This is a genomic window from Trichormus sp. NMC-1 (assembly GCF_001858025.1).
Classification (GTDB): Bacteria; Cyanobacteriota; Cyanobacteriia; order Cyanobacteriales; family Nostocaceae; genus Anabaena.
In genome coordinates, this window is record NZ_LZQD01000005.1 from 168,382 (window position 1) to 195,170 (window position 26,789).

General features: G+C 38.0%; 21 protein-coding genes and 6 pseudogenes. 16 read left to right on the plus strand and 11 right to left on the minus strand.

Annotation, left to right across the window (positions count from 1 at the left end):
• Positions 1-60 precede the first annotated feature (60 nt).
• The 9 genes and pseudogenes from A9Y75_RS17010 (at position 61) to A9Y75_RS17050 (ending at position 8,644) form a co-directional block, all read left to right on the plus strand.
• Positions 61-405, plus strand: coding sequence for a 4Fe-4S binding protein (locus A9Y75_RS17010; protein ID WP_071190733.1), 345 nt, complete (start codon positions 61-63; stop codon positions 403-405).
• A 135-nt stretch (positions 406-540) separates the two neighbouring features.
• On the plus strand, positions 541-1,806 hold the full coding sequence (gene nifS, locus A9Y75_RS17015) for a cysteine desulfurase NifS (RefSeq protein ID WP_071190945.1): 1,266 nt from the start codon (positions 541-543) through the stop codon (positions 1,804-1,806).
• 108 nt (positions 1,807-1,914) lie between these two features.
• Complete coding sequence (gene nifU / locus A9Y75_RS17020; protein ID WP_071190734.1) at positions 1,915-2,829, plus strand: Fe-S cluster assembly protein NifU; 915 nt, start codon at positions 1,915-1,917, stop codon at positions 2,827-2,829.
• A gap of 247 nt (positions 2,830-3,076) precedes the next feature.
• Positions 3,077-3,511 (plus strand): annotated as a pseudogene (locus A9Y75_RS17025) (AAA family ATPase); the annotation flags it as partial.
• Between the two features lie 292 nt (positions 3,512-3,803).
• Positions 3,804-4,535, plus strand: a complete 732-nt coding sequence (locus tag A9Y75_RS17030) for a hypothetical protein (RefSeq protein ID WP_071190735.1) — start codon at positions 3,804-3,806, stop codon at positions 4,533-4,535.
• 304 nt (positions 4,536-4,839) lie between these two features.
• Positions 4,840-5,174, plus strand: a pseudogene (locus tag A9Y75_RS17035) (Uma2 family endonuclease); the annotation flags it as partial.
• Positions 5,175-5,330: 156 nt separating this feature from the next.
• Positions 5,331-5,909 (plus strand): hypothetical protein, encoded by a 579-nt coding sequence (locus A9Y75_RS17040; protein WP_071190736.1) that lies wholly within the window; start codon positions 5,331-5,333, stop codon positions 5,907-5,909.
• A 155-nt stretch (positions 5,910-6,064) separates the two neighbouring features.
• The gene (locus A9Y75_RS17045; protein WP_071190737.1) at positions 6,065-6,580 is read left to right on the plus strand and encodes a peptidylprolyl isomerase; all 516 of its coding nucleotides are present in this window, start codon (positions 6,065-6,067) and stop codon (positions 6,578-6,580) included.
• Between the two features lie 336 nt (positions 6,581-6,916).
• A complete protein-coding gene (locus A9Y75_RS17050) occupies positions 6,917-8,644 on the plus strand; it encodes a phospholipid carrier-dependent glycosyltransferase (RefSeq protein WP_071190738.1) in 1,728 nt (575 codons plus the stop codon).
• 49 nt (positions 8,645-8,693) lie between these two features.
• Here the strand turns inward: A9Y75_RS17050 and A9Y75_RS17055 are convergent, their stop codons facing one another.
• Complete coding sequence (locus A9Y75_RS17055) at positions 8,694-10,049, minus strand: integrase (protein ID WP_236721441.1); 1,356 nt, start codon at positions 10,047-10,049, stop codon at positions 8,694-8,696.
• Between the two features lie 182 nt (positions 10,050-10,231).
• On the opposite strand from A9Y75_RS17055, the pseudogene nifH reads away from it, so the two are divergent.
• From nifH to A9Y75_RS17075, 4 genes and pseudogenes are all read left to right on the plus strand, one after another.
• A pseudogene (nifH, locus tag A9Y75_RS17060) lies at positions 10,232-10,693 on the plus strand (nitrogenase reductase); the annotation flags it as partial.
• A 135-nt stretch (positions 10,694-10,828) separates the two neighbouring features.
• A pseudogene (locus A9Y75_RS17065) lies at positions 10,829-11,743 on the plus strand (nitrogenase component 1); the annotation flags it as partial.
• Between the two features lie 97 nt (positions 11,744-11,840).
• The gene (locus A9Y75_RS17070; protein WP_071190740.1) at positions 11,841-13,250 is read left to right on the plus strand and encodes an integrase; all 1,410 of its coding nucleotides are present in this window, start codon (positions 11,841-11,843) and stop codon (positions 13,248-13,250) included.
• Positions 13,251-13,696: 446 nt separating this feature from the next.
• Positions 13,697-14,234 (plus strand): annotated as a pseudogene (locus A9Y75_RS17075) (nitrogenase component 1); the annotation flags it as partial.
• A gap of 269 nt (positions 14,235-14,503) precedes the next feature.
• Here A9Y75_RS17075 and A9Y75_RS17080 read toward each other — a convergent pair.
• The 9 genes and pseudogenes from A9Y75_RS17080 to A9Y75_RS17120 all read right to left on the minus strand — a co-directional run.
• Positions 14,504-14,992: pseudogene (locus A9Y75_RS17080) on the minus strand (hypothetical protein); the annotation flags it as partial.
• A gap of 62 nt (positions 14,993-15,054) precedes the next feature.
• Positions 15,055-15,639: a Uma2 family endonuclease gene (locus A9Y75_RS17085; RefSeq protein ID WP_071190946.1), complete on the minus strand. Its 585-nt coding sequence runs from the start codon at positions 15,637-15,639 to the stop codon at positions 15,055-15,057.
• 130 nt (positions 15,640-15,769) lie between these two features.
• A complete protein-coding gene (locus A9Y75_RS17090) occupies positions 15,770-16,066 on the minus strand; it encodes a hypothetical protein (protein ID WP_071190741.1) in 297 nt (98 codons plus the stop codon).
• A gap of 174 nt (positions 16,067-16,240) precedes the next feature.
• Positions 16,241-16,846 (minus strand): hypothetical protein, encoded by a 606-nt coding sequence (locus tag A9Y75_RS17095; protein WP_083389655.1) that lies wholly within the window; start codon positions 16,844-16,846, stop codon positions 16,241-16,243.
• Between the two features lie 296 nt (positions 16,847-17,142).
• Positions 17,143-17,907: a hypothetical protein gene (locus tag A9Y75_RS17100; RefSeq protein WP_071190742.1), complete on the minus strand. Its 765-nt coding sequence runs from the start codon at positions 17,905-17,907 to the stop codon at positions 17,143-17,145.
• Positions 17,900-19,096: an ATP-binding protein gene (locus A9Y75_RS17105; protein WP_071190743.1), complete on the minus strand. Its 1,197-nt coding sequence runs from the start codon at positions 19,094-19,096 to the stop codon at positions 17,900-17,902. Before A9Y75_RS17105 ends, A9Y75_RS17100 begins: the two co-directional genes overlap by 8 nt.
• A 79-nt stretch (positions 19,097-19,175) precedes the next feature.
• On the minus strand, positions 19,176-19,826 hold the full coding sequence (locus A9Y75_RS17110; RefSeq protein WP_071190948.1) for a GIY-YIG nuclease family protein: 651 nt from the start codon (positions 19,824-19,826) through the stop codon (positions 19,176-19,178).
• A gap of 19 nt (positions 19,827-19,845) precedes the next feature.
• Positions 19,846-20,319 carry a DUF3368 domain-containing protein gene (locus A9Y75_RS17115; protein WP_071190744.1) on the minus strand — a complete coding sequence of 158 codons (474 nt, stop codon included), beginning with the start codon at positions 20,317-20,319 and terminating at the stop codon, positions 19,846-19,848.
• Positions 20,316-20,585 (minus strand): UPF0175 family protein, encoded by a 270-nt coding sequence (locus tag A9Y75_RS17120; protein ID WP_071190949.1) that lies wholly within the window; start codon positions 20,583-20,585, stop codon positions 20,316-20,318. The genes A9Y75_RS17115 and A9Y75_RS17120 overlap by 4 nt, the downstream gene beginning before the upstream one ends.
• A 292-nt stretch (positions 20,586-20,877) precedes the next feature.
• On the opposite strand from A9Y75_RS17120, the gene A9Y75_RS17125 reads away from it, so the two are divergent.
• The gene (locus A9Y75_RS17125; RefSeq protein WP_071190745.1) at positions 20,878-21,102 is read left to right on the plus strand and encodes a DUF433 domain-containing protein; all 225 of its coding nucleotides are present in this window, start codon (positions 20,878-20,880) and stop codon (positions 21,100-21,102) included.
• Positions 21,103-21,187: 85 nt separating this feature from the next.
• Here the strand turns inward: A9Y75_RS17125 and A9Y75_RS17130 are convergent, their stop codons facing one another.
• Entirely contained in the window at positions 21,188-22,489 is a 1,302-nt protein-coding gene (locus A9Y75_RS17130; protein WP_071190746.1) for a site-specific integrase, read from the minus strand.
• Positions 22,490-23,177: 688 nt separating this feature from the next.
• Between A9Y75_RS17130 and nifK the strand changes: the two genes are divergently transcribed.
• Together nifK and nifE are read left to right on the plus strand one after the other, a co-directional pair.
• Positions 23,178-24,713 carry a nitrogenase molybdenum-iron protein subunit beta gene (gene nifK, locus A9Y75_RS17135; protein ID WP_071190747.1) on the plus strand — a complete coding sequence of 512 codons (1,536 nt, stop codon included), beginning with the start codon at positions 23,178-23,180 and terminating at the stop codon, positions 24,711-24,713.
• A gap of 671 nt (positions 24,714-25,384) precedes the next feature.
• Complete coding sequence (gene nifE / locus A9Y75_RS17140; protein ID WP_071190748.1) at positions 25,385-26,764, plus strand: nitrogenase iron-molybdenum cofactor biosynthesis protein NifE; 1,380 nt, start codon at positions 25,385-25,387, stop codon at positions 26,762-26,764.
• Positions 26,765-26,789 lie beyond the last annotated feature (25 nt).

The following is a 26,789-nucleotide window of genomic DNA, read 5'->3' on the forward strand; positions in this document are numbered from 1 at the left end:
TTTTTCCCAATCACCTATTACCAATCACCTCATCCCCAATTCACACCAAGGTAAATAATCATGGCTTACAAAATTACTAGCCAGTGTATTTCCTGCAAGCTCTGTCTGTCTGTTTGTCCCACCGGTGCAATCAAAGTAGTTGATGGTAATCACTGGATTGATTCGGAACTTTGCACAAACTGTGATGGCAGTATTCACACTGTACCTCAATGCAAGGCAGGTTGTCCCACTGCTGATGGTTGCGTTAAACAACCAAGCGATTATTGGGAAGGTTGGTTTGCTAATTACAACCGTGTCTTAGCTAAATTAACAAATAAACAAGATTACTGGGAAAATTGGCGGAACACTTATTCCCAGAAGTTCTCTGAAAAATTGCAAAAGCATCAAGGCCAAGTACCAGCTTGATGCAAAATGCAGAGGGACAGGGGGGATAATTAGTAATTAATATCTCTTATCTCTATCCTGTCCCCCATCATTAATTAATGACTAATGACTAATGACTAATGACTAATGACTAATGACTAATAACTAATGACTAAAATGCAAAAAAATTGCATCTATCTCGATAACAATGCTACCACCAAAGTAGATCCTCAAGTTTTAGAGGCGATGCTGCCTTACCTGACAGATTATTACGGTAATCCTTCTAGTATGCACAGTTTTGGTGGACAACTTGGCAAAGCTGTAAAAACAGCCAGAGAACAAGTTGCTGCTTTACTAGGAGCAGAAGAATCAGAAATCATCTTTACCAGTTGTGGAACTGAAGGAGATAATGCTGCTATTCGTGGTGCATTATTAGCTCAACCAGAAAAACGCCACATCATCACAACTCAGGTAGAACACCCCGCAGTTTTGAATGTCTGCAAACAATTAGAAACCCAAGGTTATACTGTTACTTATTTGTCAGTAAATGCGAAGGGACAGTTAGATTTAAATGAACTGGAAGCTTCCCTGACAGGTAATACTGCTTTGGTGAGCGTGATGTATGCCAATAATGAAACCGGCACTATCTTTCCTATTGAAGAGATTGGTGCTAGAGTTAAAGAATATGGCGCTCTCTTCCACGTCGATGCAGTCCAAGCGGTAGGTAAAATACCCTTGAACATGAAGACCAGCACCATAGATATGTTAACTATATCTGGTCACAAAATTCACGCACCTAAAGGTATCGGTGTTTTATATGTGCGTCGTGGGGTTCGGTTCCGTCCTTTCCTCCTGGGTGGACACCAAGAACGGGGACGCAGAGCAGGTACAGAGAATGTTCCCGGAATTATTGCTCTAGGCAAAGCTGCGGAACTGGAAATGCTACATTTAGAAGAGGCAACGAAAAGAGAAAGAAAGTTGCGCGATCGCTTGGAAAAAGCTCTTCTTGCTAAAATTCCCGACTGTGAAGTAAATGGTGATATCAAAAATAGATTGCCAAATACCACAAATATCGGTTTCAAATATATTGAAGGTGAAGCAATTCTGCTCTCCTTAAATAAATACGGTATTTGTGCTTCCTCTGGTTCTGCTTGTACTTCTGGTTCTCTTGAACCTTCCCACGTCTTACGAGCGATGGGTTTACCTTACACCACTTTACATGGTTCCATTCGCTTCAGTCTTTGTCGCTACACCACCGAAGCTGAAATCGACCAAGTAATAGCTGTAATGCCGGAAATTGTTGAACGTCTTCGGGCTTTATCTCCCTTCAAAAATGATAATGCCGGTTGGTTACAACAACAATCCGTAGGGGCGAAGCATTCGGAAAATAGCCTTTCGGAAACTGCTGTAATTGATCGCCCCAATGCTTCGCCCGTACATTAGTGTAAAAGTCTCCTAAATCTTGTAAGGGTTTAGCAATGCTAAACCCCTACCCAACGCTCAATTAGTTCTTATAATCCAAAATCTAAAATCTAAAATCCAAAATTAGCCATGTGGGACTACACCGATAAAGTATTAGAATTGTTTTACGATCCCAAAAATCAGGGTGCAATTGAAGAAACAGGCGAAGCTGGAGTTAAGGTTGCAACTGGAGAGATAGGCAGTATTGCTTGTGGTGATGCTCTCAGATTGCACTTAAAAGTTGAAGTTGCATCTGATAAAATTCTCGATGCTCGTTTTCAAACTTTTGGTTGCACCAGTGCGATCGCTTCTTCTAGTGCTTTAACCGAAATGGTAAAAGGCTTGACATTAGATGAAGCCCTAAAGGTGTCTAATAAAGATATTGCCGATTACCTGGGCGGTTTGCCAGAAGCGAAAATGCACTGCTCAGTTATGGGTCAAGAAGCTCTAGAAGCGGCTATCTATAATTATCGAGGCATTCCTTTAGCTGCCCATGATGATGATGACGAAGGCGTACTAATTTGTAGCTGTTTTGGTATCACTGATACTAAGATTAGAAAGGCAGTTACACAAAATAATCTCCTCAGTGCAGAGCAAGTAACAAATTATGTAAAAGCTGGTGGCGGATGCGGTTCCTGTTTAACGAAAATTGATGATATAATAAGAGAAGTAAAGCAGGAAACCGCCAAACCAAATCTCAACACCAACGGCGTGAAAGCTACTACAGAAATTGCTAATTCAATGTTTAATGGGGGGCAACAAAGACCATTAACTAATGTTCAAAGAATTGCCCTGATTCAAAAAGTATTAGATGAAGAAGTCCGACCCGTATTAATTGCCGACGGGGGAGATGTAGAACTCTACGATATAGAAGGCAATAAAGTACAAGTTATTCTCAAAGGTGCTTGCGGTTCTTGTTCCAGCAGCACAGCCACTTTGAAGGTGGCGATTGAAGCGAGATTACGCGATCGCATCAGCAAAGAAATCATCGTCGAAGCAGTTTAGAAATTAGTCATTAGTCAGTGGTTATTAGTCATTAGCAAATGATCAAGAACAATTGATAAATGACACACCAGTAATCCTCACAACCTAATAAATACAATGCACTCAACACTGATTCTATGTTTGGTAGAGCGTTCGCCACCATAGCGACGTTCTACACACGCTCACTGCCGTAGATAAATAGGCGTGAGAACCAAAAGACGAAAGACAAAACACCAACCAACCAACCAATTCTAGGAAAAAACGAACAATGAGTACTGACGCAAATATTAGACAAATAGCATTCTACGGCAAGGGCGGTATCGGTAAATCTACCACCTCTCAAAACACCCTTGCAGCTATGGCTGAAATGGGTCAACGCATCATGATCGTAGGTTGCGACCCTAAAGCTGACTCTACCCGTTTGATGCTGCACTCCAAGGCTCAAACCACCGTTCTTTCTTTGGCTGCTGAAAGAGGTGCAGTTGAAGATTTAGAACTCCACGAAGTAATGTTGACCGGTTTCCGTGGTGTTAAGTGCGTAGAATCTGGTGGTCCAGAACCCGGTGTAGGTTGTGCTGGTCGTGGTATTATCACCGCTATTAACTTCCTAGAAGAAAACGGTGCTTACCAAGATTTAGATTTCGTATCTTACGACGTATTAGGTGACGTTGTATGTGGTGGTTTTGCTATGCCTATCCGTGAAGATTAAGCTATTTTGTCTAGGGTTTTTGTTAATACTATTGGTTGGGAATTTTGATTTTTTTATGCCCTATTTTTGCCCTGGGAAATTTTGGGGAAATGGGGTTTTTGTTGTAGGTTTATTGTTTTTTTACCCTATTTTTTACCTGGTGTCAAGAGGGATACATAATTTTTGATAAATGTATAACAAATTGATTCTCTAATAATTAAAAGATATATCTAAGAATGTTATATTATAGAATGGTTTTACAGAGAAAATGGCTTATTTACAATATCCAAATACTTAACATAACTCTATGTTCGATAATGAAAATAAAGAAAAAATTATTCAATCAACAGGACAGTTTCTGAAAATTGGTATTGAGCTTGAAGCTGCTATAGAACAAGCTGGTATGAATATACGTGAACAAGCTAAAAATTCATACAAGCAAGAGTGGTTAGATGCTCGGTTGATGTTGGTAGCAGTAATAAGCTATCTCCAATCATTCAGAGCTAATATACCTGGTAAGACAAACCCAAATATTGACGAAATATTAACACTAATATCAGTTTTTATTCAGGGAGTTAACTGGGTTGAGCGGCTAATTTCTGAAGGACAATATGTGAAAGCATCTGCGGTACTAAAACAAGATTATGAAATACTAACGCGGATTAATGAGATTAAAGCAGGTGTTGCAAAACCAGGTACTACACCTAATGTCAGGCACGCACCCAAAGGAAGTCAAAAAGTTTATGGTGACTTGAACAATGTTGCTCATCCTTCAAATCTACATCTGCTGAAAAACCTTCTTAACCAATTACATGAGGGAAAAGTACATGGAGTTTCAGCTATTCCCATTTTTAATGAACAGGTGCTACGTGAACTATATGAATTGCACGTCTGGTTAATCCTCCAGATAACTCGTGAGGCAATTATTCTAGCAGGTGAGATGTATGGTAAAGATGAACCAGATATATATATTGCAATAAATTATTGGCTTACAGCAGTAAAGGTATTAGAAAAGTTTGGTTCAGATAATCCAGAATAGCGAGACTGATATTTTATTTTTCGTAGAGAAAGCAATAGCTATACCGACACATTTCCGATATTGTAGGTTTGAGAGCGATCGCATTTTGGCTATGTCATTGATACTCCCTTCCCAGTAAAAGAATACTAATCTTCTTCTTTCTTTCTTCGCGTCCTTTGCGTCTTCGCGGTTCATTTAATCTTTATTCTTCTGGTGTTGTAGGTTGTGGAGGTGCGATACCTGCGGTGAGCTACGCTATCCTGGTAGTGTGAATCACAAATCTTATATCCAAATGATGGACAAAGAAGCGCAAGAAGCCAAAAAAGATGTAAAAGTGCAAATTAGTCCTAACAGTGTATATTTCGATCCTGATCTTATCCTAAATTAATTGTGGAAGTTATTTCTCCTGATACAAGCAGTAAAGATAGAGGTGAAAAATTCAGATATTATCTAACAATACCCAGTTTACAAGAATACATCTCGATTGATTCTGAAAAAATATCCGTTGAAAGTTATTGTCGGGGAGAAGGACGAATGTGGCTTTATTATCCTTACACTACTGGAGATATCATCACTTCATCAAGTATCGAATTTGAATTTCCAATTGAAATGCTTTATGATGGTGTTGTAGTGGAAACTGAAGAAAAACACTACAATTAACATACTCTAGCAAACAGGACTTACGCACAAGAGAATGAAAGTAGGGAATAATTCATGAATTACCCCTAAGCAAGAATCAGGTTTTCAGTCACATCTTGCGTAAGTCCTAGCAAATAAATATTACTGTAAAATAAAATTTCTTACCCCATTACGATTATGGCAAAACGTAAAAAAAGTAATTTTCAGTGGATTAAAGAAACCCTGGAATTAAAACCAGATCATCATTGGGAATCTCCCCCAGAATATAATATTTTCGTAGCAGGTAGAGGTGCTGTGCGGTTTAATGTTCCTCGCGGTTGGGTATCTAAACCACAGGAAAAATCATTTAAGTTCATGGATAAAAACCCACCTGATGATGATTGTTGTTTAGAGGTATCTTACAATCATTTACCAGCTAATGATTGGACTCTATTTCCTCTCAAATCTACTTTAAAAAAAATCATGGAAAATGATAGCCGGGACGTGATTGAAAGAGGAGAAGTGATTACCGTCAAGCGACAAACTGCCAGAATTATGTGGTGTGAAATTAAATTTATTGATACTCAAGCAGAACCAAGGGAAGCTTTTTCTCGGACTTGCGTGGGTTTAGGTTCTAATATTCAATGTTTGATTACCTTTGATTATTGGGCAGATCAAGCAGAGCAATTAATACCTGTGTGGGATGAAGTGATGCGGAGTTTGACATTAGGATTATATATCAGAGATCCGAGTACCGGTTTAGCTTTCCCAGATTAAAATGCCGAGAAAACAACCTAATCTTGAGTTTATTTATCACAAGTGGAAATTGTGAGTTTGAAAAGTTGTGGATTTTAGTCAACATTATGTTCAAGATTTTGGGTAAACTGGAAGCGACAAAATAACCCATTGCACAGATTAGTAATTCAATATTCATGGCAAATCCCACCGCAACTCTGGAAACGTCCCTTGGTACTATTACTCTTGAGCTATTCACCGATGTTATGCCCATAACTGCGGGAAATTTCATCAAATTGGCTAAAAGTGGCTTTTATGATGGTCTGCATTTCCACCGTGTGATTAAAAACTTCATGGTGCAGTTTGGTTGTCCTCACAGTAAAGATCCTAGCTCTCCTCGTGCAGGGACAGGTAATGCTCCTGATGGGTGCATTCAAGATGAGCATCCCGCAGATGGAAAAATTTCCAACGAACCAGGAACTCTATCTATGGCTAATACGGGGGCCCCTAATAGTGGGAGTTGCCAGTTTTTCATCAACACTGTCCACAACTCCTATTTAGATTGGTTTACACCCGGTCCATCCAAGCATCCTGTTTTCGGTCGAGTTACTGAAGGCATGGATGTATTGAAAGCCATTGAAACGACTCCAACGGGACAAGGCGATCGCCCCAAAACTCCAGTTAAAATGATCAAAGTTACAATTCACGAATAAACAGAAAAATTGGTGCGGAGAAAATCTCCGCACATATCTTCAGGCAAAATTCCCTGTTTCTCATGAAAGAACTCCACAAAAAAACTAATCCAATCAAACAAACTAACCTTGAGTTTCTTCTTCAGTAAAAATAGGAGGCCATAATTCAGAAATAGCTAATTCCCAACCTGGAAAAAGTTCAGGTAAAGTTAAAATATCGCCATTGATTAAAAAGGATTATAAAAGAACAGCTACTATTTCCGAAGATGTCTATGATGATTTTACCCAATTTGGTAGAGATTCTGTAACCCTGCCGTTGAGCTATGGTTAGCAGGTGACAATCATGATTGAGAACAGATGCAATTGTTTAATTGGCGCTCTACCGTCTCTGCTGGCTGGTTTCATCCGCTGCTATTACTGATTTGGTTTATTATTGGTCTTAGCTTGCGTTTAGCTAATTTGACTGAAAAGCCTCCTTGGACTGATGAGTTTGCTACTTTAGTGTTTAGTTTGGGGAATAGTTTTTTACCAGTACCCCTTGATCAAGCAATTACACCTGATATTTTATTACAACCACTTCAACCAAATCCAGCAGTTAGTATTGGAGATGTAATTCATACAATAGTCACACAAGATACCCATCCCCCACTTTATTTTGTTTTAGTTCATCTGTGGATGAAGCTATTTCCCCATCCAGAAGGCTTGGTATCTTTATTTGCAGCGCGTTCACTTCCAGCTTTACTCGGTGCAGCCTCAATTCCCCTTGCTTATATATTAGGTAGATTGGCCTTTCGTTCTCGATTAGTGGGACATCTAGCTGCTGCGATGATGGCAGTTTCACCCTACGGTATTTTTATAGCACAAGAAGCTCGTCATTATTCGTTGGCAATTTTGTGGGTAATGGCTTCCTTAGCTTGTTTAATAATTGCCACACGTCACCTACAAAACCATACACAATTACCTATCTCTGTAGCACTTTCCTGGTTAGGAATTAACGCTTTAGGAATTGCTACTCATTACTTATTCACCCTCACACTTTGCGCTGAGGCTTTGGTTTTAATCCTGCTACCTTGGTATCAGCAAACACGGTTAAATGTGAAGATAAATTCTCCCCACCTCCCTCTTTTCTATTCACCTCTTTGGTGGCGTATTTATGCAGTTGCAGTTGGTACTGGTGTAGCAGGTTTAGTTTGGTTGCCCAGCTTTTTAAATAATCCCTATCGTAGTACTTTAACTAATTGGATTCAAGGTTCGCGCGTCGGACTAGATTGGGTAAACCCCATTTTTCAGGCTTTAGGAACATGGATTACAATGATATGTTTGCTGCCAGTAGAAGCACCACAACTAACAATTGTGATTTTCTCTGGTTTGTTAATGTTGATATTCTTTATTTGGGCAACACCGATTTTAGTTCGTGGCTTCAAATTGCAGCTACAGCAACCAGAAAACAGTTTAATGACTCAGGTGTTAGCTGGGGTAGTATTGGGAGCGATCGCTTTATTCTTTATATTTACCTATTTTCTGGGTATAGACCTCACACGAGGCGCTCGTTATCACTTTGTTTATTTTCCCGCTGTCATCATTTTATTAGGGGCTAGTCTAGCAGTTTGTTATCAAAATCAAGAAATCGGTAAATGGGGAATCACTGGAAAAAAAGCCGTTACCCTCATTTTGTTAATGGGATTAATCAGCGCCATTAGTGTTACTTCTAATCTCGGTTATCGTAAATACTACCGTCCTGATTTATTAGTGCCATTGATTGAACAAAATTCTCAGTTTCCAGTTCTCATTGCCACAACCCACAAAAGCTTAGTACAAATTGGGGAAATGATGGGGATATCCTGGGAATTAAAATTTTCTGGTTCACAAGTCACTTCTCAATTTCTTTTAGCCCATCAAGAAAAAGATCCCAATACTTCTACAAAAGCTCTAGAAAACACCTTAAAATATTTACCACGACCTTTTGATTTATGGCTAGTTAATTTTCATGCACCTGTAGCCGAAGAAGTGAAAAAATGTATTGCTGATACCCAAGCTTTACCAGGAGTCTATGGTTATGAGTACAAAATTTATCACTGCCAGTAGCTTACACGCCCCAAAAATGGGGCTAAAACCTCACCGTACTAGGCATTATTTAATTAATGATTCGCATCAACTCTTGATTTCCTATTCGTAACCTCAATCTTTCATTCTCAATTCTCAACCTCTCATTTTCCTGTTCCAGCTTAATCACCATATCTTGTAAATCTTCAACTTTGGATTTTTTCTTAATCGCTTCCTCAATTGCCACCTTGCGATTTTCCAAACTAAACCACTTTTGATAAATAGATGTGTGCATATTCACAGAATGACCCAAATTATCAGCAGCAGCTTTAATGGGAATTCCCATTAAATGCGCTCTAATTGCCCAACCATGCCGTAAATCATAGGGTTGAAAAGGAATCCCCACAAATCTAAACCATCGATCTGTGCCATGTCGTGCAGAATTAATTTCTCTACTCGTAACTTTATCTTTGATTTTTGCCTTTAATAACTCAATTGCTTCTATATCTGTTTTTAAATTAAAAGTTTCCACCCAACGCGGATATAATGGTAAAGCTTCCCTTTCTCCGGTTTTACATTCCTCATTTACTCGCCAGGTATTCATCACATTTTCTGAAGATAACCACCAATTTAAATTAGGATTAACAAAAATTTCAATTGGTCTTAATCCATAAGTTGCTAACATCCCATATACCCAACGCCAAAGTTTCCAATTATTTCTATCTTCCCTAGTTGTCAACTTACTAGAACGATTAATAGCATAATTTTCAAACTTCAGATATTCTTGTTCTATCTCTGCATCAGTGGGTATATCACGTTTACGTTGAGAAATCGCCTTTATTTTTAAATTACTCAATTCTGGAACTTCTACACCAGAACATTTACACAAAACCCTAATCACCTTTATTAATTCATTTTTTACACTATCCGATGATGAGCAAAATTTAACAGCATCAATAAAATTGGTATCTATAGCGATTTTATCTTTTGGCAAATGTGTTTTAGCAATATAGAAATAACTATTAAAAGTATTGTTACTTTTGAGAGTGCGTTTTCTAGTTTGGAAATAGTTTTCCTCAAACTCAGAAATCAACTCTCCAATTGTGATAGACTTAGCTTTAAATCTAGTTTTACCTAAATATTTATCAGTCCATTGAAACTGTTTCCTAGCAATCAATTTTCCAAGTTCATTAGCTTCTTCTTCCGCAGTATTTAAACCATCAAAACTAAATGGTATCCCCAAAGAAATATCATATTGCTTTGTGCCAATACCGTTTTTATCAATATCACCTGGTTTAATAGGGAGGGTAGTTCTCAACTGTAATGAATTCCCAGATTTTCTGACAGAAACACTCACCCTAGCGGCTCTTAGTCTAGCATTAATTGCCTTTAATTCTGTTGTTAATTTTGCCGTTAAGTGATTTTCTTGATTTTCTACTGCTTGCATTCTGCCTAAATATCCCCCATCGGTGATAACTGTTTGGTGAAAATCGGCAAATGCTTCCTGTGTTCTGTTTATACCCTAGATTTACCCTCATAAAAAAACTGTTTACTCAAAACAATGATTGCGGCAAACATTGTAGAAAATAAACATTTTCCGGCTTAGAAAATTATATTATTGCTCTTTCCCGTGAAGGTAAAGCACAAGAAATCTACATCGTTACATCAGGTGAAATGATGGCGATGTACGCTGCAAACAACATCGCTCGTGGTGTTTTAAAATATGCTCACTCCGGTGGTGTACGTTTAGGTGGTTTGATCTGTAACAGCCGTAAGGTTGACCGTGAAATCGAATTGATCGAAACCTTGGCTGAACGTTTGAACACTCAAATGATTCACTTCGTACCCCGCGACAACATCGTTCAACACGCAGAATTGCGTCGGATGACTGTTAACGAGTACGCACCTGATAGCGATCAGGGTAATGAATACCGCGCATTAGCTAAGAAGATCATCAACAACAAGAACCTCACCATCCCCACACCAATTGAAATGGATGAGTTGGAAGCATTGTTGATTGAATTCGGTATTCTTGATGATGACACCAAGCACGCTGAAATCATTGGTAAGCCCGCAGGTGCTACTAAGTAGTAATTGATTATTTAGGAACAGGAAAAAGGAAAACACTACATAATTTCCTTTTTACCTTCCTTTCCCTCCATCCCCACCGGGGACATTAAGTCCCCAACCCTATCCCCCGTTCCTTAGGAGCAAGAGAGACAGAATATGACTCCTCCAGATGACAAGAAGATTGTTGAACAAAGAAAAGAACTAGTTAAAGAAGTTCTCAAAGCTTACCCCGAAAAAGCTGCTAAAAAGCGCGAAAAGCACTTAAACGTATACGAAGAAGGTAAGGCTGATTGTGGTGTTAAATCTAACATCAAATCCCTTCCTGGTGTAATGACCGCTCGTGGTTGTGCTTACGCAGGTTCCAAGGGTGTGGTTTGGGGTCCTATTAAGGACATGATCCACATCAGCCACGGTCCCGTAGGTTGCGGTTACTGGTCTTGGTCTGGTCGTCGTAACTACTACATTGGTACAACAGGTATTGATACCTTTGGTACCATGCACTTCACCTCTGACTTCCAAGAACGCGATATCGTGTTCGGTGGAGACAAGAAACTCATCAAGTTAATTGAAGAATTAGACGTATTATTCCCCTTAAACCGTGGTGTTTCTATTCAATCTGAATGTCCCATCGGTCTAATTGGAGATGACATCGAAGCAGTAGCTAAGAAGACATCCAAAACCATCGGTAAGCCAGTTATTCCTGTTCGTTGCGAAGGTTTCCGTGGTGTGTCTCAGTCCTTGGGACACCACATCGCTAACGACATGATTCGTGACTGGGTATTCCCCAGAGCAGATCAAGCTAAGAAAGACGGTACATTGAAGTTTGAAGGCACTCCTTATGATGTAGCCATCATTGGTGACTACAACATCGGTGGTGATGCTTGGGCCAGCCGCATTCTGTTAGAAGAAATCGGTTTGCGCGTTGTTGCTCAGTGGTCTGGTGACGGTACAATCAACGAAATGTTGATGACCCCCAACGTGAAGATGAACCTCATCCACTGTTACCGCTCGATGAACTACATCAGCCGTCACATGGAAGAAGCTTATGGTATTCCCTGTTTAAACTATGATAATGTGTCTTAAATCTACCATAATTTAGTCTATATATAACTTTGTTTAATTTGATCATTGTTCTTAATGGACTAAATTTTAATCCAAATTTAAGACAATGCTAGAAAAAGAGTTACAGGAAATTTTTGGAGATTTCACACCACCAGCATCTACCGATGGCAGCTATTTAGGAACGCAGACACAAATGAAAGCTACTCGGCAACATCTGGAAGAAAAATTTCAACAAGCTTTGATAGATGTCAAATCTCGATTAAAAGCAGCTAGGATAAAAGTTGGACTAGTGGTAAGTGGGGGAACTATTCAATTACAAGCTTCTCTACCCGTCAAACTTGGAGAAATGGATGTTAGAAAAACTGGTAGAAAACAATACAAAATTTCTTTAAATATTCCTGCTAATTTAGATGGTTTAAAAACAGCAGAAGAAGAAGCTTATGAGTTAGGTAAATTAATTGCTCGTCAGCAGTTTGCATGGAATGATAAATACTTAGGACAACCTGTTGATCAACTTGAAGATAAGGTAAAAACTGTTGGGGAGATATTAGCAGAATTTGAAATTGAGTATTTTAAAACTCACAAGTTAACAGAAAAAAGTAAACACACTTTCTCTTATTACACTGGTTATCTGAAAAGGTTAGTAGGAATAGACACAGTTTTAACACAATCAGCAATAGATCAAAAATTAGTAGAGTTAAATAATGAGTATGCAAAGTACAGTGCGATCAAAAGCTTAAAGGTATTAAAATCAACACTCAATCTAACTAGCTTTACTCTAGAAGGAATCAAAAATAAACAACCAAAAAGTCAGCCTAGAGATATTCCTAGCGATGAGGATATAGTCAGATATTATCAATCTTTTGCCAATTATGCACTTACTAGAAAAGGTACAATTAAAAGAGACTGTTTAAAAAGTTGGAAAATGTGGCAATGGGTTTATGGAATGTTAGCTACTTATGGTTTACGTCCCAGAGAGTTATTTGTCAATCCTGAGATTAGTTGGTGGTTTAATCCTGAAAATAAAGATAACACTTGGAAGGTACACCCTGATACTAAAACTGGTTATCGGGAGGCTTTACCGCTACATCCCGAATGGGTTGAATTATTTGATTTGAAAAATTTAGAATGTTTAGAACTTTTAAATAGTCAAGTTTCTGGAAAAAGTAGTTATACAGAAATTAACACTATTCGAGTTAATTGTTCTTCCTGGTTTAGGCGTGTTAATATTCCCTTTAGTCCCTATGATTTGCGTCATGCGTGGGCAATTAGAGCGCATATTATGGGCATACCAATTAAGGCTGCTGCTGATAATTTAGGACATTCTGTAGAAATTCATACAGAAATTTATCAAAAGTGGTTTAGTTTAGAAAATCGGAAACAGGTAATTAAGCAAGCTGTAGATAAAAAGGATGACATTGATGCTTTGAAAGAAGAAAATGCACAATTAAAGGCTGAGATAAAACAATTAAGACAAATATTAGCAAAATATCAAATTGCTGAGGTATTGAAATAGACTAATAGTAGAGACGTTTCATGAAACGTCTCTAGATGGGAGTAATATCGTGTTCGGTTAAAGACTTATAGCACTTCCCTGTGTCATGAGGTACAAGAACCCCACCCCCAACCCCCTAAGAGCAAGCGATGAGGGGGCTATGATGTACCTTATAACAAAGGAATCCGCTGTATAGTTATGACTGACGCGGAGAGTTTTTTTAATAAGTAATTAAACGAACAGGATATAAATAGTATTCATCTACAAAGATTAAAAACTGTTTGAGATAAACAATTTTATCGATTTAGGAATTTTAAGCCACTGTTAAGCAAACTTTGTGAATCAATTTCAGGTTATAATGGGTGTTTAAATGCAGAAAAAATATTTTTTAATCCACAAATAAGCTTATTTATAAAAACCAGAATACAAAATCTTATATATCGAGGTTTTTCAGAATATAAATTTATATTCCCTGGTTAGAATATAACTTCTTTGGACCTACCAAGATTGCTGCATCTTTACGTGAAATCGCTTCAAAATTTGACGCGAAGATCCAAGCAAATGCTGAGAAAGTAATTGCTAAGTACCAACCCACAATGGATGCGATTGTTGGTAAATATCGCCCCCGTTTGGAAGGTAAGACAGTTGCAATGATGGTTGGTGGTCTACGTCCTCGTCACGTTGTTCCCGCTTTCCAAGATTTGGGAATGAAGATGATTGGTACAGGTTATGAGTTCGCTCATAATGACGACTATAAACGTACTACCAACTACATCGAAAACGGAACCATCGTTTATGACGACGTTACCGCTTACGAATTTGAAGAATTCATCAAAGCATTGAAGCCAGACTTAGTTGCTTCTGGTGTGAAAGAGAAGTATGTATTCCAAAAGATGGGTCTTCCTTTCCGTCAAATGCACTCTTGGGATTACTCCGAACTTGATGATGGGGGTTGAAAGGTGTGTTAAATTTAGGTTTTTTGATGGTGGAATTAAGAGAATTTAATTTTTAGCCTAAATGAAATTGATTATGTTCTATAATAACATTGTTTGTTGGTAACGGCAAATAATTAAGTTCTGATTTTGTCTGGTTTTGAGATTTAGCTTAAATGGTGATTAAATCAAAAATGTTACATATAAAAACTTTTTCATCTGGTTGGTTCTTAGACTAAATAGAGAGCGATCTAACAAAATATAGATTTCAGCGGCTCTGAAATAGCCAGTAAATGAAGATGAAGGCAAAAAATAAATCGTTTTATATTGGTGAGTATATAATTGTTCTGCCTGATCTGCCCAATAATCAAAAGTAATCAAACATTGAATATTAGAACCTAAACCAACACAAGTCCGAGAAAAAGCTTCCCTTGGTTAGGCTTGAGTATCCATAAATTTAATTTCACACCACATAATTCTAGCCGTTTGTCGCTTGACTGTTATCACTTCTCCTCTTTCAATGACATCACGGCTATCATTTTCCATGATTTTCTTCAAAGTTGATTTGAGGGGAAACAGAGTCCAGTCATTAGGCGGTAAATGATTATAAGATACTTCTAAACAACAATCATCATCAGGTGGTTTTTTATCTATGAACTTAAATGATTTTTCCTGTGGTTCAGATATCCAACCGCGAGGAACATTGAAACGCACAGCCCCTCTACCTGCGACAAAAATATTATATTCTGGGGGAGATTCCCAATGATGATCGGGTTTTAATTCAAGTGTTTCTTTAATCCACTGAAAATTACTTTTTTTACGTTTTGCCATAATCGTAATAAGTCACTAAATTTTATTTGACAGTAATATTTATTTGCTAAAGTATGTTAATTTTAGTTTTGTGATTCAGTTTCTAACCCAACACCATCATAAAGCATTTTAATCGGAAATTCAAATTCGATACTTGATAAAGTTATAATATCTCCAGTTGTGTAAGGATAATAAAGCCACATTCTTCCTTCTCCCCGACAATAACGTTCAACAGATATTTTTTCAGAATCAATCAAGATGTATTCTTGTAAACTGGGCATTGTTAAATAATATCTGAATTTTTCACCTCTATCTTTACCGCTTGTACCAGGAGAAAGAACCTCAACAATTAATTTGGGATTTTGAATAAATTTGCGGGCGTTGAGGTCATCAGGGTGACAACTGACGATAAGATCAGGATAGAAGTATGGGCTTTTAGGGGTAACTTGTACTTTCACATCTGATACATTGACTCGACAACCTCTAGGACGTAGATGAGAGTATAGAGGTCTGTAAAGATTGAGCGCAATATCATTGTGGGGAATTGTACCACCAGTCATGGCAAAAACTTCGCCGTTGATGTATTCATAGCGAATATCTTGGTTAAGTTCCCATGCGAGATATTCCTCAATGGTCATTTTTTGTGGTTGTTGGGGAATGGCTATCATATCAGGATTTTTAAGTTTGTTTTGATTATAGCAACTTCCAAAAATATCCATATTGATGATGTCTGCAATTAAATTTGCCTATGCACTTCATTCGACATACGGTGAATAAAAATGTACGGTCAAGAATTGCTTACAAATACTCATCAACAATATTATAAATCCCTTGGGCTAAAGCTGGATCAAAGGTTAATTGTAAAATTCCTGTTTCGACATCTTTCATGATTACACTGTCTAAGCCTTTAGTTTTAAAGCGAAACATCTCTGTTTCCGTATTCACGTCAACTTCAAAGTTATCACCATCTACCCGCACAGAAATGATATCTTCTAGAGAAATTTTATAGGTAAAGAGTATAATATATTTTAATCGGTTGGATGTGTTAATGATTTCAGCGATTTTGTTTTTGTCAGTAAAGGATATTTCTGCCATGATTTTGGTGAAAATGCGATCGCCTATAATATAACATTTACGCCAATTTACGAGTCATAGGCGATCGCTACTAAGTTGCGATAAGTCGGTATATAAGAAACACCATTACTTACGCAGGTGAAAAGGTGCTGAATTTTTCACCAACCTGTTATTTTTCTGATGAAACAGGTGATTTTAATTTTTGTGGGGCAGGGAGGAATGGTGTACAACAATACGCAATTTACCATTCTTGTCCTTGACGAACTTCCAGGTCTTGTCCACAGTCGTTACTTTACCATTGTTGTCAGTAATTAAGACATTACCCATTGTTGTAGCCACATTACCAACAATGAAGACTCCAGCGTTGCGAATTTCCGCCTTTCGCCATCCTTTGAGAGCAAAGCCGGTATCATTAGGGAAAGACGGATCTCCACCTACGAAATAGGCCAATGCACCTTCGCGTGTCGTGCGGAAAGTCTGTGGTCTCTTTGTGAGAGTCGGCTTGAACAGCACTGCTCCGAACTGATAACCATAGGCTTGATCGATAACTTTCTCAGCCAATGCCTTAGCTGCGGCTTTTCCCTTCTCATCGTGGGTGGTGGAAATTGCAACTAATGCGTCGCCCCAGGCTTTTTGGGCTGCCAGGACTTCAGACTCAGTGATGGTCATATTGACTACTGAAGTCTTGGGAGTTGATGAGGTTTGACCAATAATGATGTTATTAACTTGAGCTTTGGCCATTGACGGAGCGGCAGCTAACAAGGCAATAGTAGCAGCGGTGACAGAAAGATTAATTTGCATACTTATAGAGAAACCTATCATTAACCAAACTTAATGAACACAGTCAACCAGATTAGATATCTGGTGAAAATTATCGTAGGGACAGTTGATAATTTTGTCTCTACTATATTTATAGATGCCTCTAGATGTTTATTGTTTCAATAAAAGCTATTAAAATGCTACTGATTTTTATAAAATGCTATAACATTTACTTATCATTCATAAGAGATAACTGACGGTTAGTTGTCACATCTCATAGAGAAGGTATCGCTTGTTGGGATCTATGGGTGCGATCGCTCTCAACTCTATAATATTCCTCATTCAGATAAAATAATTGCAGCTAATCGTTTCTCAACTTCTTGAATATAATCTGTCAAACCCGTATCAACTCCTCTTTCTCGTAGATGTTTTAAATTTGTCTCTTCCCAACACTGCTTTTCCCGTTCCATATCTTTTCCTGTTAGTTGTTCAACAACTACTTTTACATTTCTTATTCGTTCAGGTTCTTTCTCAGAAGTAGCACGTAATCTGTGCGACTCTATACAAGGATCAAAACTCAAGTTATTTTTGATTTCTTCGAGAATTTGTTTCTCTTGTTGATTAGACGGTATAAACCCATTTAAAACCCATGCTTCACGTTTTGGATCAGCCGCACCAATGACAATTTCTAATTTCGGCGTTTTATTAATATGTTCTGAACGTGCTTGTTCAATTCCTTCTTTACGTTCTGGTTGATTATCTAAATCACGGATAAATATAACGGCTTTAATCTGTCGTGTTTTTTGTAGAAACCTTACCAAATTAAGAATCTTGATAGATGCTGCTCCATCAGCTTTTAAGGGTACACCCTTACTATGATGACCTCGATATTTTGGGAATTTTAAACCTGATGATATTAATATTTTTTTAATATCACTCCAACAAGAAAATTCTGTCCCTTCCTCTAAACCAGTCCACTGAAAACAATGTTGCAGAATATCATCATCTAACCAATCTAATTTTTCCTTTAAAACTCGCTCGGCTAATTTAGTCGCTGTTCTGGCATCTGCACCACTTTCAACTATGACAATAAACTCAATCACTGACTTCTCCTTCTACCACCCAATCTTCACCTTCAGCATCCCAAAATTCACCAGTTGTTAAGGTTTCTTTTGCCCATTCTACATCAGGATGTTCATCCAAACGTTTAGCAATTGTGAAACCTGATTTACTGTTATTTAATATGTGGACTTGAGAATGAGCAAGTGCATCAATAATATAAGGGGAATGAGTAGAGAAAATAATTTGCAAGTTGGGATTTTCGGCAATGATTTCTTTAAAAACAGTCATTAACTCACGTTGTGCTTGAGGATGAAGTCCCTGTTCCACATCATCTAATAAAACTAAATTAGGTTGATTAGGATTCATTAATACAGTTAATAATCCTAAGGTTAACATTGTTCCTTCGCTAATTGCATGGGCTGGAATACGTTCACCTGTATTCATGTCTAATATAACTTCTTGCCCTGTCATTTCTTGAGTATCTTCATAGTGAATAGGTTTACCATCAACTTCGATGAAACGCTCGCGAATGACTGGAACTTTTGCTCGCTTGATGCCAATTTTACGTACATTTGGCACGATTTTACACAACACTTCTTCTATGAGTTGAAACTTATCTGGAGCTTCATTACGCACAAAATCTAAAGTGGGTGCTAACCCTGAACCATCAGACTCAATTCTTGGTGTAACTTCATCACTGTAAGCTGCTTTAGCAAGTTTACTTGCATCTAATTTTAAGTAAACAGTAGGTTTTAAAGATTTACAAATTGCATCTGGGTATTTTGTTAATCTTTTTGTCCTTGTTGTATCTTCTGGGGATTTCGTTAATATTTTTGTCTTTCGTTTATCCCAACTACCTTCATTTTCATTAATTTTCCATTTTGTGTCTGGAGTCCAAGGATTCATTTCTTTCTGTTTCAAATGATATGAATAAGAAACTTCCCAAATCTCTTGATTTGTCTCTTTCCAAAAACCACTTACAGTAACAGACATATCTGTTTCCCCAATTGTTGTAATGAATTGAGGTGATTGATCATACTGAAATATTTCTCTAAATGATAGATGAGATATAGACCGAGCAGCAAGCCTACTGAGATTATGCAATGCTTGTAATACGCTTGTTTTACCAGCACTGTTTTTTCCTACAATTCCATGTAATCGGGAATTATCAAAATTGAGTTCTGTAGATTTATGGCTTTTGAAATGATGGAGTATTACTTTTTTTAGCATATCCTTAAGTATAACGGTTAGCTTATTTTATTCAAGCAGTTTTTTGGGTTACTGATTTAGGAAAGTGCTACTACTAAAGCTATTTTTCATCTTGAATCCAACTTGGATTAACTAGATCAATAAAAATCTTTCCAAACCACGGCTCATTAAGTGAAGGATTGATCATATCTGGTGGTCCACCAAAAACAGCCCGTACTCGACGTAGAATATCAATCCTTTGTTGTAATTGCAAGACAAGATATTGATGTTCTCGAGGAAGAACTTTGTAATGACTCCATATTGCAAAGATATGTTGAGTTAGTGCGGGAGAGCAAGCGAACCACTCACCTTGCCGCCTGTCAGATTCAAACATTTTATGACGTATTCGCTCTATTTCAAACCCCCCAGGTTCAAGCGCATGAATTATAAGCTGTCCAGAAGTTCCAGTTCGTAGATTCTGTAATCGACGAAGAACATTTTTAGTTCTTCCAATTTTAACTTGAAGTCCAGAGTATGGATGAGTCCCTGTAGGTGGACCAGCCCAAGTTTCTGGTACAGCAAGAATGTAGTATATACTTTCAACAGTTCCAGATGGACACTTTTTAAACCAATCCATCCATTTATGTGCATCTTCTGTAGCTTGCTCTTGTGTAGTATACTTCTGTGTGGAATAAAATATCTCTAGTTCCGGGTCGCTAACTTCTCCAAAGTAATTACCAGAGTTATCACTTTTAATTTCTATTTTGAACATTTTTAACACGTTATATATTTTAACAATGCTTATCTAACAACTTTTGAAATAAACTATCAGATGCCCAAAAAGATGTGTTATTAAGACTTTGAACAGCATTAGGCAAATTAATCAGCTTCATACTTGTTGCTTGATCCAAAATTCCCAGAATACCTGTGATCACTAAACCTCTTTCTTTAGCAATACGTCTTGCTTTCATATCGTCTAATATAAGTAAATCGGCATTCAATTCTTGAGCTAAAATAATAGCTTCAGATTCTCCAGGATCAAGTAAATTTGAAATCTCATCGGTAGGTTGGCTAACGGGTTGAATTTTTAGCCAACTAGGAGTATCAACAGTCCAGGTTTGGACAGGTAGTGGAGCAAGTGAATCAGACAACTCATTATAAACTGCTTGAGGAATGATAATTTGCTCAAACAGTTGAGGTAAAAGATCAATTTGACCAATCAAAATGAGGTAGTTGATAGGAGAAGTATCGGAAACAATAATCATTTAGTACCTAACAGATTACGAATTGCTTGGACATCTTCTTCTAAGTCTTCCTCTGTATAAGGTAAGTAAGCCTTTTGATCTTTAAGAAATTGATATGTTTCCCATCGAGAAGAAAAATTTAACATTTTGTGAACTTCTCCCGCTCCAATCAGACCTTGACGATAATTATCAGCTACAATAAGCTCCAACACCTTTTGGGAAATTTGACTCGGTTGTAGTTGTAATTGATTGGCAAGATTATCAGGAATTTCAATCATTATTTGCATAATTTCTACTCCTTGCTTAACTGTAACTTTTAAAGTATACCACACTTCAAAAAAATGATATTCTTAATTAACCAAACTTAACTCCGTTTATAAACCACTTCCATTCTCAACTTCTCCATCTCAATCTTCAACCTTTTATTCTCCATCTTCAAAACCAAATTCTCATCCTTAATTACCTCAAAATCCACAATTTTAACTTTTATTCAAAAATGATGACAATTTATTAACACTCATGTAAAATAATATTATTCTTAGCTACTTAACACTAGGTTTATAAAAAGGAAAAACCGTTATGGAAAAGCGAATAACTATTCATCCAGATATTTGCAACGGCAGACCGATTATTACTAACACTCGAATTTCTGTACAAACAATTATAGAATTTTTAGGTGCAGGTGATTCTATCGAGGAAGTGCTAGAAGAATACCCATCTTTAGAAAGAGAAGATATTTATGCTTGTATCCAATTCGCAGCAAAATTGATGGGGAGTCATTACGAAGTGAGAAAAATTGCATGAATGGGTTTTTATTTGATGAAAATCTCCCCACTAAAATCTAAGTTACTCCATCTTTACCCGTCATTATTATTGATTGCTATTAAACTTAACTCCGTTTATAAACCATTTCCATCCTCAACTTCTCAACCTCAATCTTCAATTTTTCATTCTCCATTTTCAACCCTGTATTTTCATCCTTAATTAACTCCACCTCATTCCGTTTACTCAAAGCCTGATTAATTGCCAACTTCCGCATATCCAAAGAAAACCAACGTTGATAAGTTTTCGTATGAATCTGCACACTATGACCCAAATTATCCGCCGCAGCCTTAATAGGAACTCCCAAAATATGCGCTCGAATTGCCCAACCATGACGTAAATCATAGGGTTTAAAATCTAAACCAACTTTTCTAAACCACCAACTTACCCTTTGAATTAAAGCCGTGATTTCTGCATGATTATTTTTATCCTTTTTACTAATTGCTATAGCCAACATTTCCAAATATTTAGGATTCCTTAAATCAAATTCATCAATCCATTCCTTATATAAAGGTAAAGCTTCCCTTTCACCAGTTTTACAATCTTTATCAACTTTCCAAGTTAAATCTATATTTTCATCACTTAACCACCAATCAATATGAGGATTAACAAAAAGTTCCCTGGGACGTAAACCAAAAACCGCCAACATTCCATAAGTCCAGCGCCAAAGTTGCCAGCTATCTTTCACATCTTGATTAACTTGTTTACCTCTGTTATTGAGATAGTCATCAAACTTATAAAATCCCGTAACTATTTCCTTATCAGTAGGAACATTCCGAGAATTACTTTCAGGAACTTTAGAATAACTAGTTAAATTAATCTCAATTTTAAAAAGTTGACAAAAAATAGAAATAGCCCTCACCGCATTATATTTAGCCCATTCCTTATCTATTTGATCAATCGCATTAATTAAAACTTTCCCAATTGCCAAATCATCAGCATTTGTATAACGCTTAATGCGAGAAAAATAATAGAAAAAAGTATGTTCACTTTTAGTCGTGCGTTTATGGGTTTTAAAATATTCATCCTCAAACTTTTCTAATAACTCACCAATAGTTATTAACTCCTTTTTAATTGCCTCATTTCCCAAATATTTATCATTCCAAACAAAACTTTTTCTAGCAATTAACTTACCTAACTCATAAGCTTCCTCCTCAGCCGTTTTCAACCCTAGTAAATTTGCCGGAATATTCAAACTAAGATTGTATTGCTTTTTCCCAGTTCCCCTGATATCCTCATCTCCCGGCTTAATAGGTAAAGTTGCCCGTAATTGCAGACATCCATTTGATTCTCGAATTGTTACCCTAGCCTTCGCAGACTTCAACCGCAGATTTACCTGCTCCAATTCCCATAATAGCTGTTCTTTCATAATTCTTCCTTTGCGCCTTTGCGTCTTTGCGTGAGACTTATTCTTAATTTTTTTTCTCGTTCCCAGACTCAGGCTGGGAATGCAGATAACGAGGTTCTACCTCAACTTTGTTAAACGCTAACTGAGTCCTTTCCTGTCTGAACCTGGGAACGAGAGGTTGGTATTAGCCTATATTTAGACTAAAAATAAATGAGTTAACTGCAAACATAGTTTATTGCTGACATTGCTCACTGCAAACATAGCGGGACTAAAAGCTATTAAACCGTTCAAATAAATACTCCGGTCCTTACCACGGTTACGACGGATTCGCAATCTTCGCTCGTGACATGGATTTGGCGCTAAACAGCCCAACCTGGGGATTAATCGGCGCTCCCTGGAACAAGAAAGCTAAAGCTAAGGCTAAAGCTTCCGTCTAGAAACACCAAAGAGTAGGGGCAACCCTTCCCGTAAAGGGATAGCCTGGGGTGTTTACCCCAGGGGGGAGTTAGGAATTCAAGATTCAAAATTAAAAATTCAAAGTTTCGGATTTTGGATTTTGCATTCTGAATTTTGAGCCACATTCCCCGCTTCTCCCAAAGGACGCACCCCCTCCACACCCGCTACGAATGCTCATTTCTCGTAGGGGTGGGGTTTCCCTACCCGGTTTCCCCACCCTCTAACAAACACAGCAATCTTGGAGATACACAAAATGCCTCAGAATCCAGAAAATATTAAGGATCACGTTGAGCTATTCCACCAACCAGAATACAAACAACTGTTTGAAAACAAGAGACAGTTTGAGAACGGTCACGAACCCTCAGAAGTAGAACGGGTTGCAGAATGGACAAAAGGCTGGGAGTATCGTGAAAAGAACTTTGCTCGTACAGCTTTAACCGTTAACCCAGCTAAGGGTTGTCAACCTCTAGGAGCAATGTTTGCTGCTGTAGGTTTTGAAGGTACTCTTCCCTTCGTTCAAGGTTCTCAAGGTTGTGTGGCTTACTTCCGTACCCACTTAACCCGTCACTACAAAGAACCATTCTCCGGCGTTTCTTCTTCCATGACTGAAGACGCTGCTGTGTTCGGTGGTCTGCAAAACATGATTGATGGCTTGGCTAACTCCTACAAGCTTTACAAGCCAAAAATGATTGCTGTCTGCACTACCTGTATGGCAGAAGTTATCGGTGATGACTTACAGTCATTCATTGGTAATGCAAAAGAAGCTGGTTCAGTTCCTCAAGATTTCCCAGTACCTTTTGCTCACACACCTAGCTTCGTTGGTTCCCACATCACTGGTTACGACAACATGATGAAGGGAATTCTTTCTACCTTGACCGCAGGTAAGAAGAAAGCCAAGAGCAATGGTAAAATCAACTTCATTCCTGGTTTTGATACCTACGTAGAAAACAACCGCGAAATCAAGCGGATGGCTAACTTGATGGGTATTGACTACACTGTTTTATCTGACAGCAGTGATTATGTTGATTCACCTAACACTGGTGAATTTGATATGTACCCAGGTGGTACTAAGTTGGAAGATGCAGCAGATGCCATCAACGCTAAGGCTACTGTTGCTTTACAAGCTTACTCCACCACCAAAACCCGTGAGTACATCGCTAAGGATTGGAAGCAAGACGTTTGTGTTTCTCGTCCTTGGGGTATCAAGGGAACTGATGAGTTCTTGATGAAACTCAGCGAATTGACCGGTAAGGCTATTCCTGAAGAGTTGGAAATTGAACGTGGTCGTGCAGTAGACGCAATGACCGATTCCCACTCATGGTTGCATGGTAAGCGCTTCGCTATCTACGGTGATCCTGACTTAGTTTACAGCGTAGTTGGTTTCATGTTGGAAATGGGTGCTGAACCTGTACATATCTTGGTTCACAACACCAACGAAGTATTCGAGAAAGAACTGCAAGCATTGTTAGATTCTAGCGTCTTCGGTAAGTCCGCTAAAATCTGGGGTGGTAAGGACTTGTGGCACATGAGATCACTGTTGTTCACAGAACCCGTAGACTTGTTAATTGGTAACTCCTACGGTAAGTACCTGTGGCGTGATTGTAAGGTTCCTCTGGTAAGAATTGGCTATCCTATCATGGATCGTCACCACTACCACCGTTACGCTACTGTTGGTTATAAAGGTATTATCAACCTCCTCAACTGGATTGTTAACACAATCTTTGAAGATATCGACCAACACACCAATATTCCTTCTAAGACCGATATTTCCTACGACTTAATTCGTTAAGAATACCGGTGGGGGCGGGGTTTTCCCGCCCTTGTTATGGTCTAATCAAGGGTAAGGAAAAGGCGGAATCAATTCAAAATTCAAAATTCAAAGTTATGAGTTTTGCCAGTTGAATGAATGCTAATTTTTCTTTTTCCCTTTTCTTTTTTTATTGCATTTACCTGAGTTATCTATTACAGTCCATATCTTAATTTTGTTTCGCCCACTTACAGCGATTTTCAGGTAAATTAACTACATTTTTTTCTCACGCGGAGGCGCAGAGGCGCAAAGAGAACTCAAGAGTGTGGTCTAAATACATGGAACATTCTGTTATGAATGTGGTAAAAATATCACACCCAGACGCAAGAGAAAGATTTCTTTTTTATACTCACATTCAGTAATCTAGCTGTTGCTAGGTAAGGTATCGAGATCAAGACTTTCCAGCCTGTTAAGAGTTAAGAGTTTCCTGCTACAGCATAGTTAGAAAGTTGTGATTTGCACTTGATTGGAAAATTTAAGTTTAGTTTATATTTTTGCAGGGGTTAATGTTATGAAAATTCGGCGACAGCTAAATAGATATCTTTTCTGAAACTTTATCTGTGTAAATATTGTGTAAAGAGGAATTTTGCGGGAAGTCTATTCAGGTTTGCTTACATTTCAATTAACAACTTCCATCCAACGCGAGACGAGAGATGAAAATTACCCAAAGCAAAATTAACGAGTTACTTAGTGAGTCAGGATGCGAACATAATCAACAGAAACAAGGAGAAAAGAAAAATAAGTCTTGTACTCAACAAGCTCAACCAGGTGCGGCTCAAGGTGGTTGTGCTTTTGATGGAGCAATGATTGCTCTTGTCCCAATTACGGATGCTGCACATTTGGTACATGGTCCAATTGCTTGTGCTGGTAATTCTTGGGGTAGTCGGGGTAGTTTGTCTTCTGGACCGATGCTTTATAAGACTGGTTTTACTACTGATATTGGTGAAAATGATGTCATTTTCGGTGGTGAGAAAAAGCTCTATAAAGCTATTTTAGAATTACAAGAACGCTATAACCCAACAGCAATTTTTGTTTATGCTACTTGTGTAACTGCTTTGATTGGTGATGATATTGATGCAGTTTGTAAAGTTGCTTCTGAAAAAATTGGTCTTCCTGTAATTCCGGTAATTGCTCCGGGTTTTATTGGTAGTAAAAATCTGGGTAATCGTTTCGGTGGTGAAGCTTTACTTGATTATGTAGTTGGGACTGCTGAACCAGAATATACTACACCTTATGATATTAATTTGATTGGTGAGTACAACATTGCTGGGGAAATGTGGGGCGTTTTACCTTTATTTGAAAAGTTAGGTATTCGCGTCTTATCTAAAATTACTGGTGATGCTCGCTATGAAGAAATTTGTTATGCTCACCGTGCCAAATTAAATGTAATGATTTGCTCACGGGCGTTGTTAAATATGGCTCGAAAAATGGAGGAACGTTACAATATTCCTTACATTGAAGAGTCTTTTTATGGTATTGATGATATTAACCGTTGTTTGCGAACTATTGCTGCTAAATTAGGTGATGCTGATTTACAAGCACGGACAGAAAAGTTAATTGCTGAGGAAACTGCGGCTTTGGATATTGCACTTGCTCCCTATAGAGAACGGCTTAAAGGTAAGCGGGTGGTTTTATATACTGGCGGTGTGAAAAGTTGGTCAATTATTTCGGCTGCGAAAGATTTAGGAATTGAAGTTGTTGCTACTAGTACGAGAAAAAGTACAGAAGAAGATAAAGCCAAAATCAAGAATTTATTGGGCAATGATGGGATTATGTTGGAGAAAGGCAACGCCCAAGAATTATTGCAGTTGGTAAGAGATACTAAAGCTGATATGTTAATAGCTGGTGGTCGAAATCAGTACACGGCATTAAAGGCAAGAATTCCATTTTTAGATATTAACCAAGAACGTCATCATCCCTATGCAGGATATGTAGGCATGGTAGAAATGGCGCGAGAATTGTATGAAGCTTTATACAGTCCTGTGTGGGAGCAAGTACGTAAACCAGCACCTTGGGATGAGGAGGAAGTTTAATGGCTCTTGGGTGGCCATAAAACCC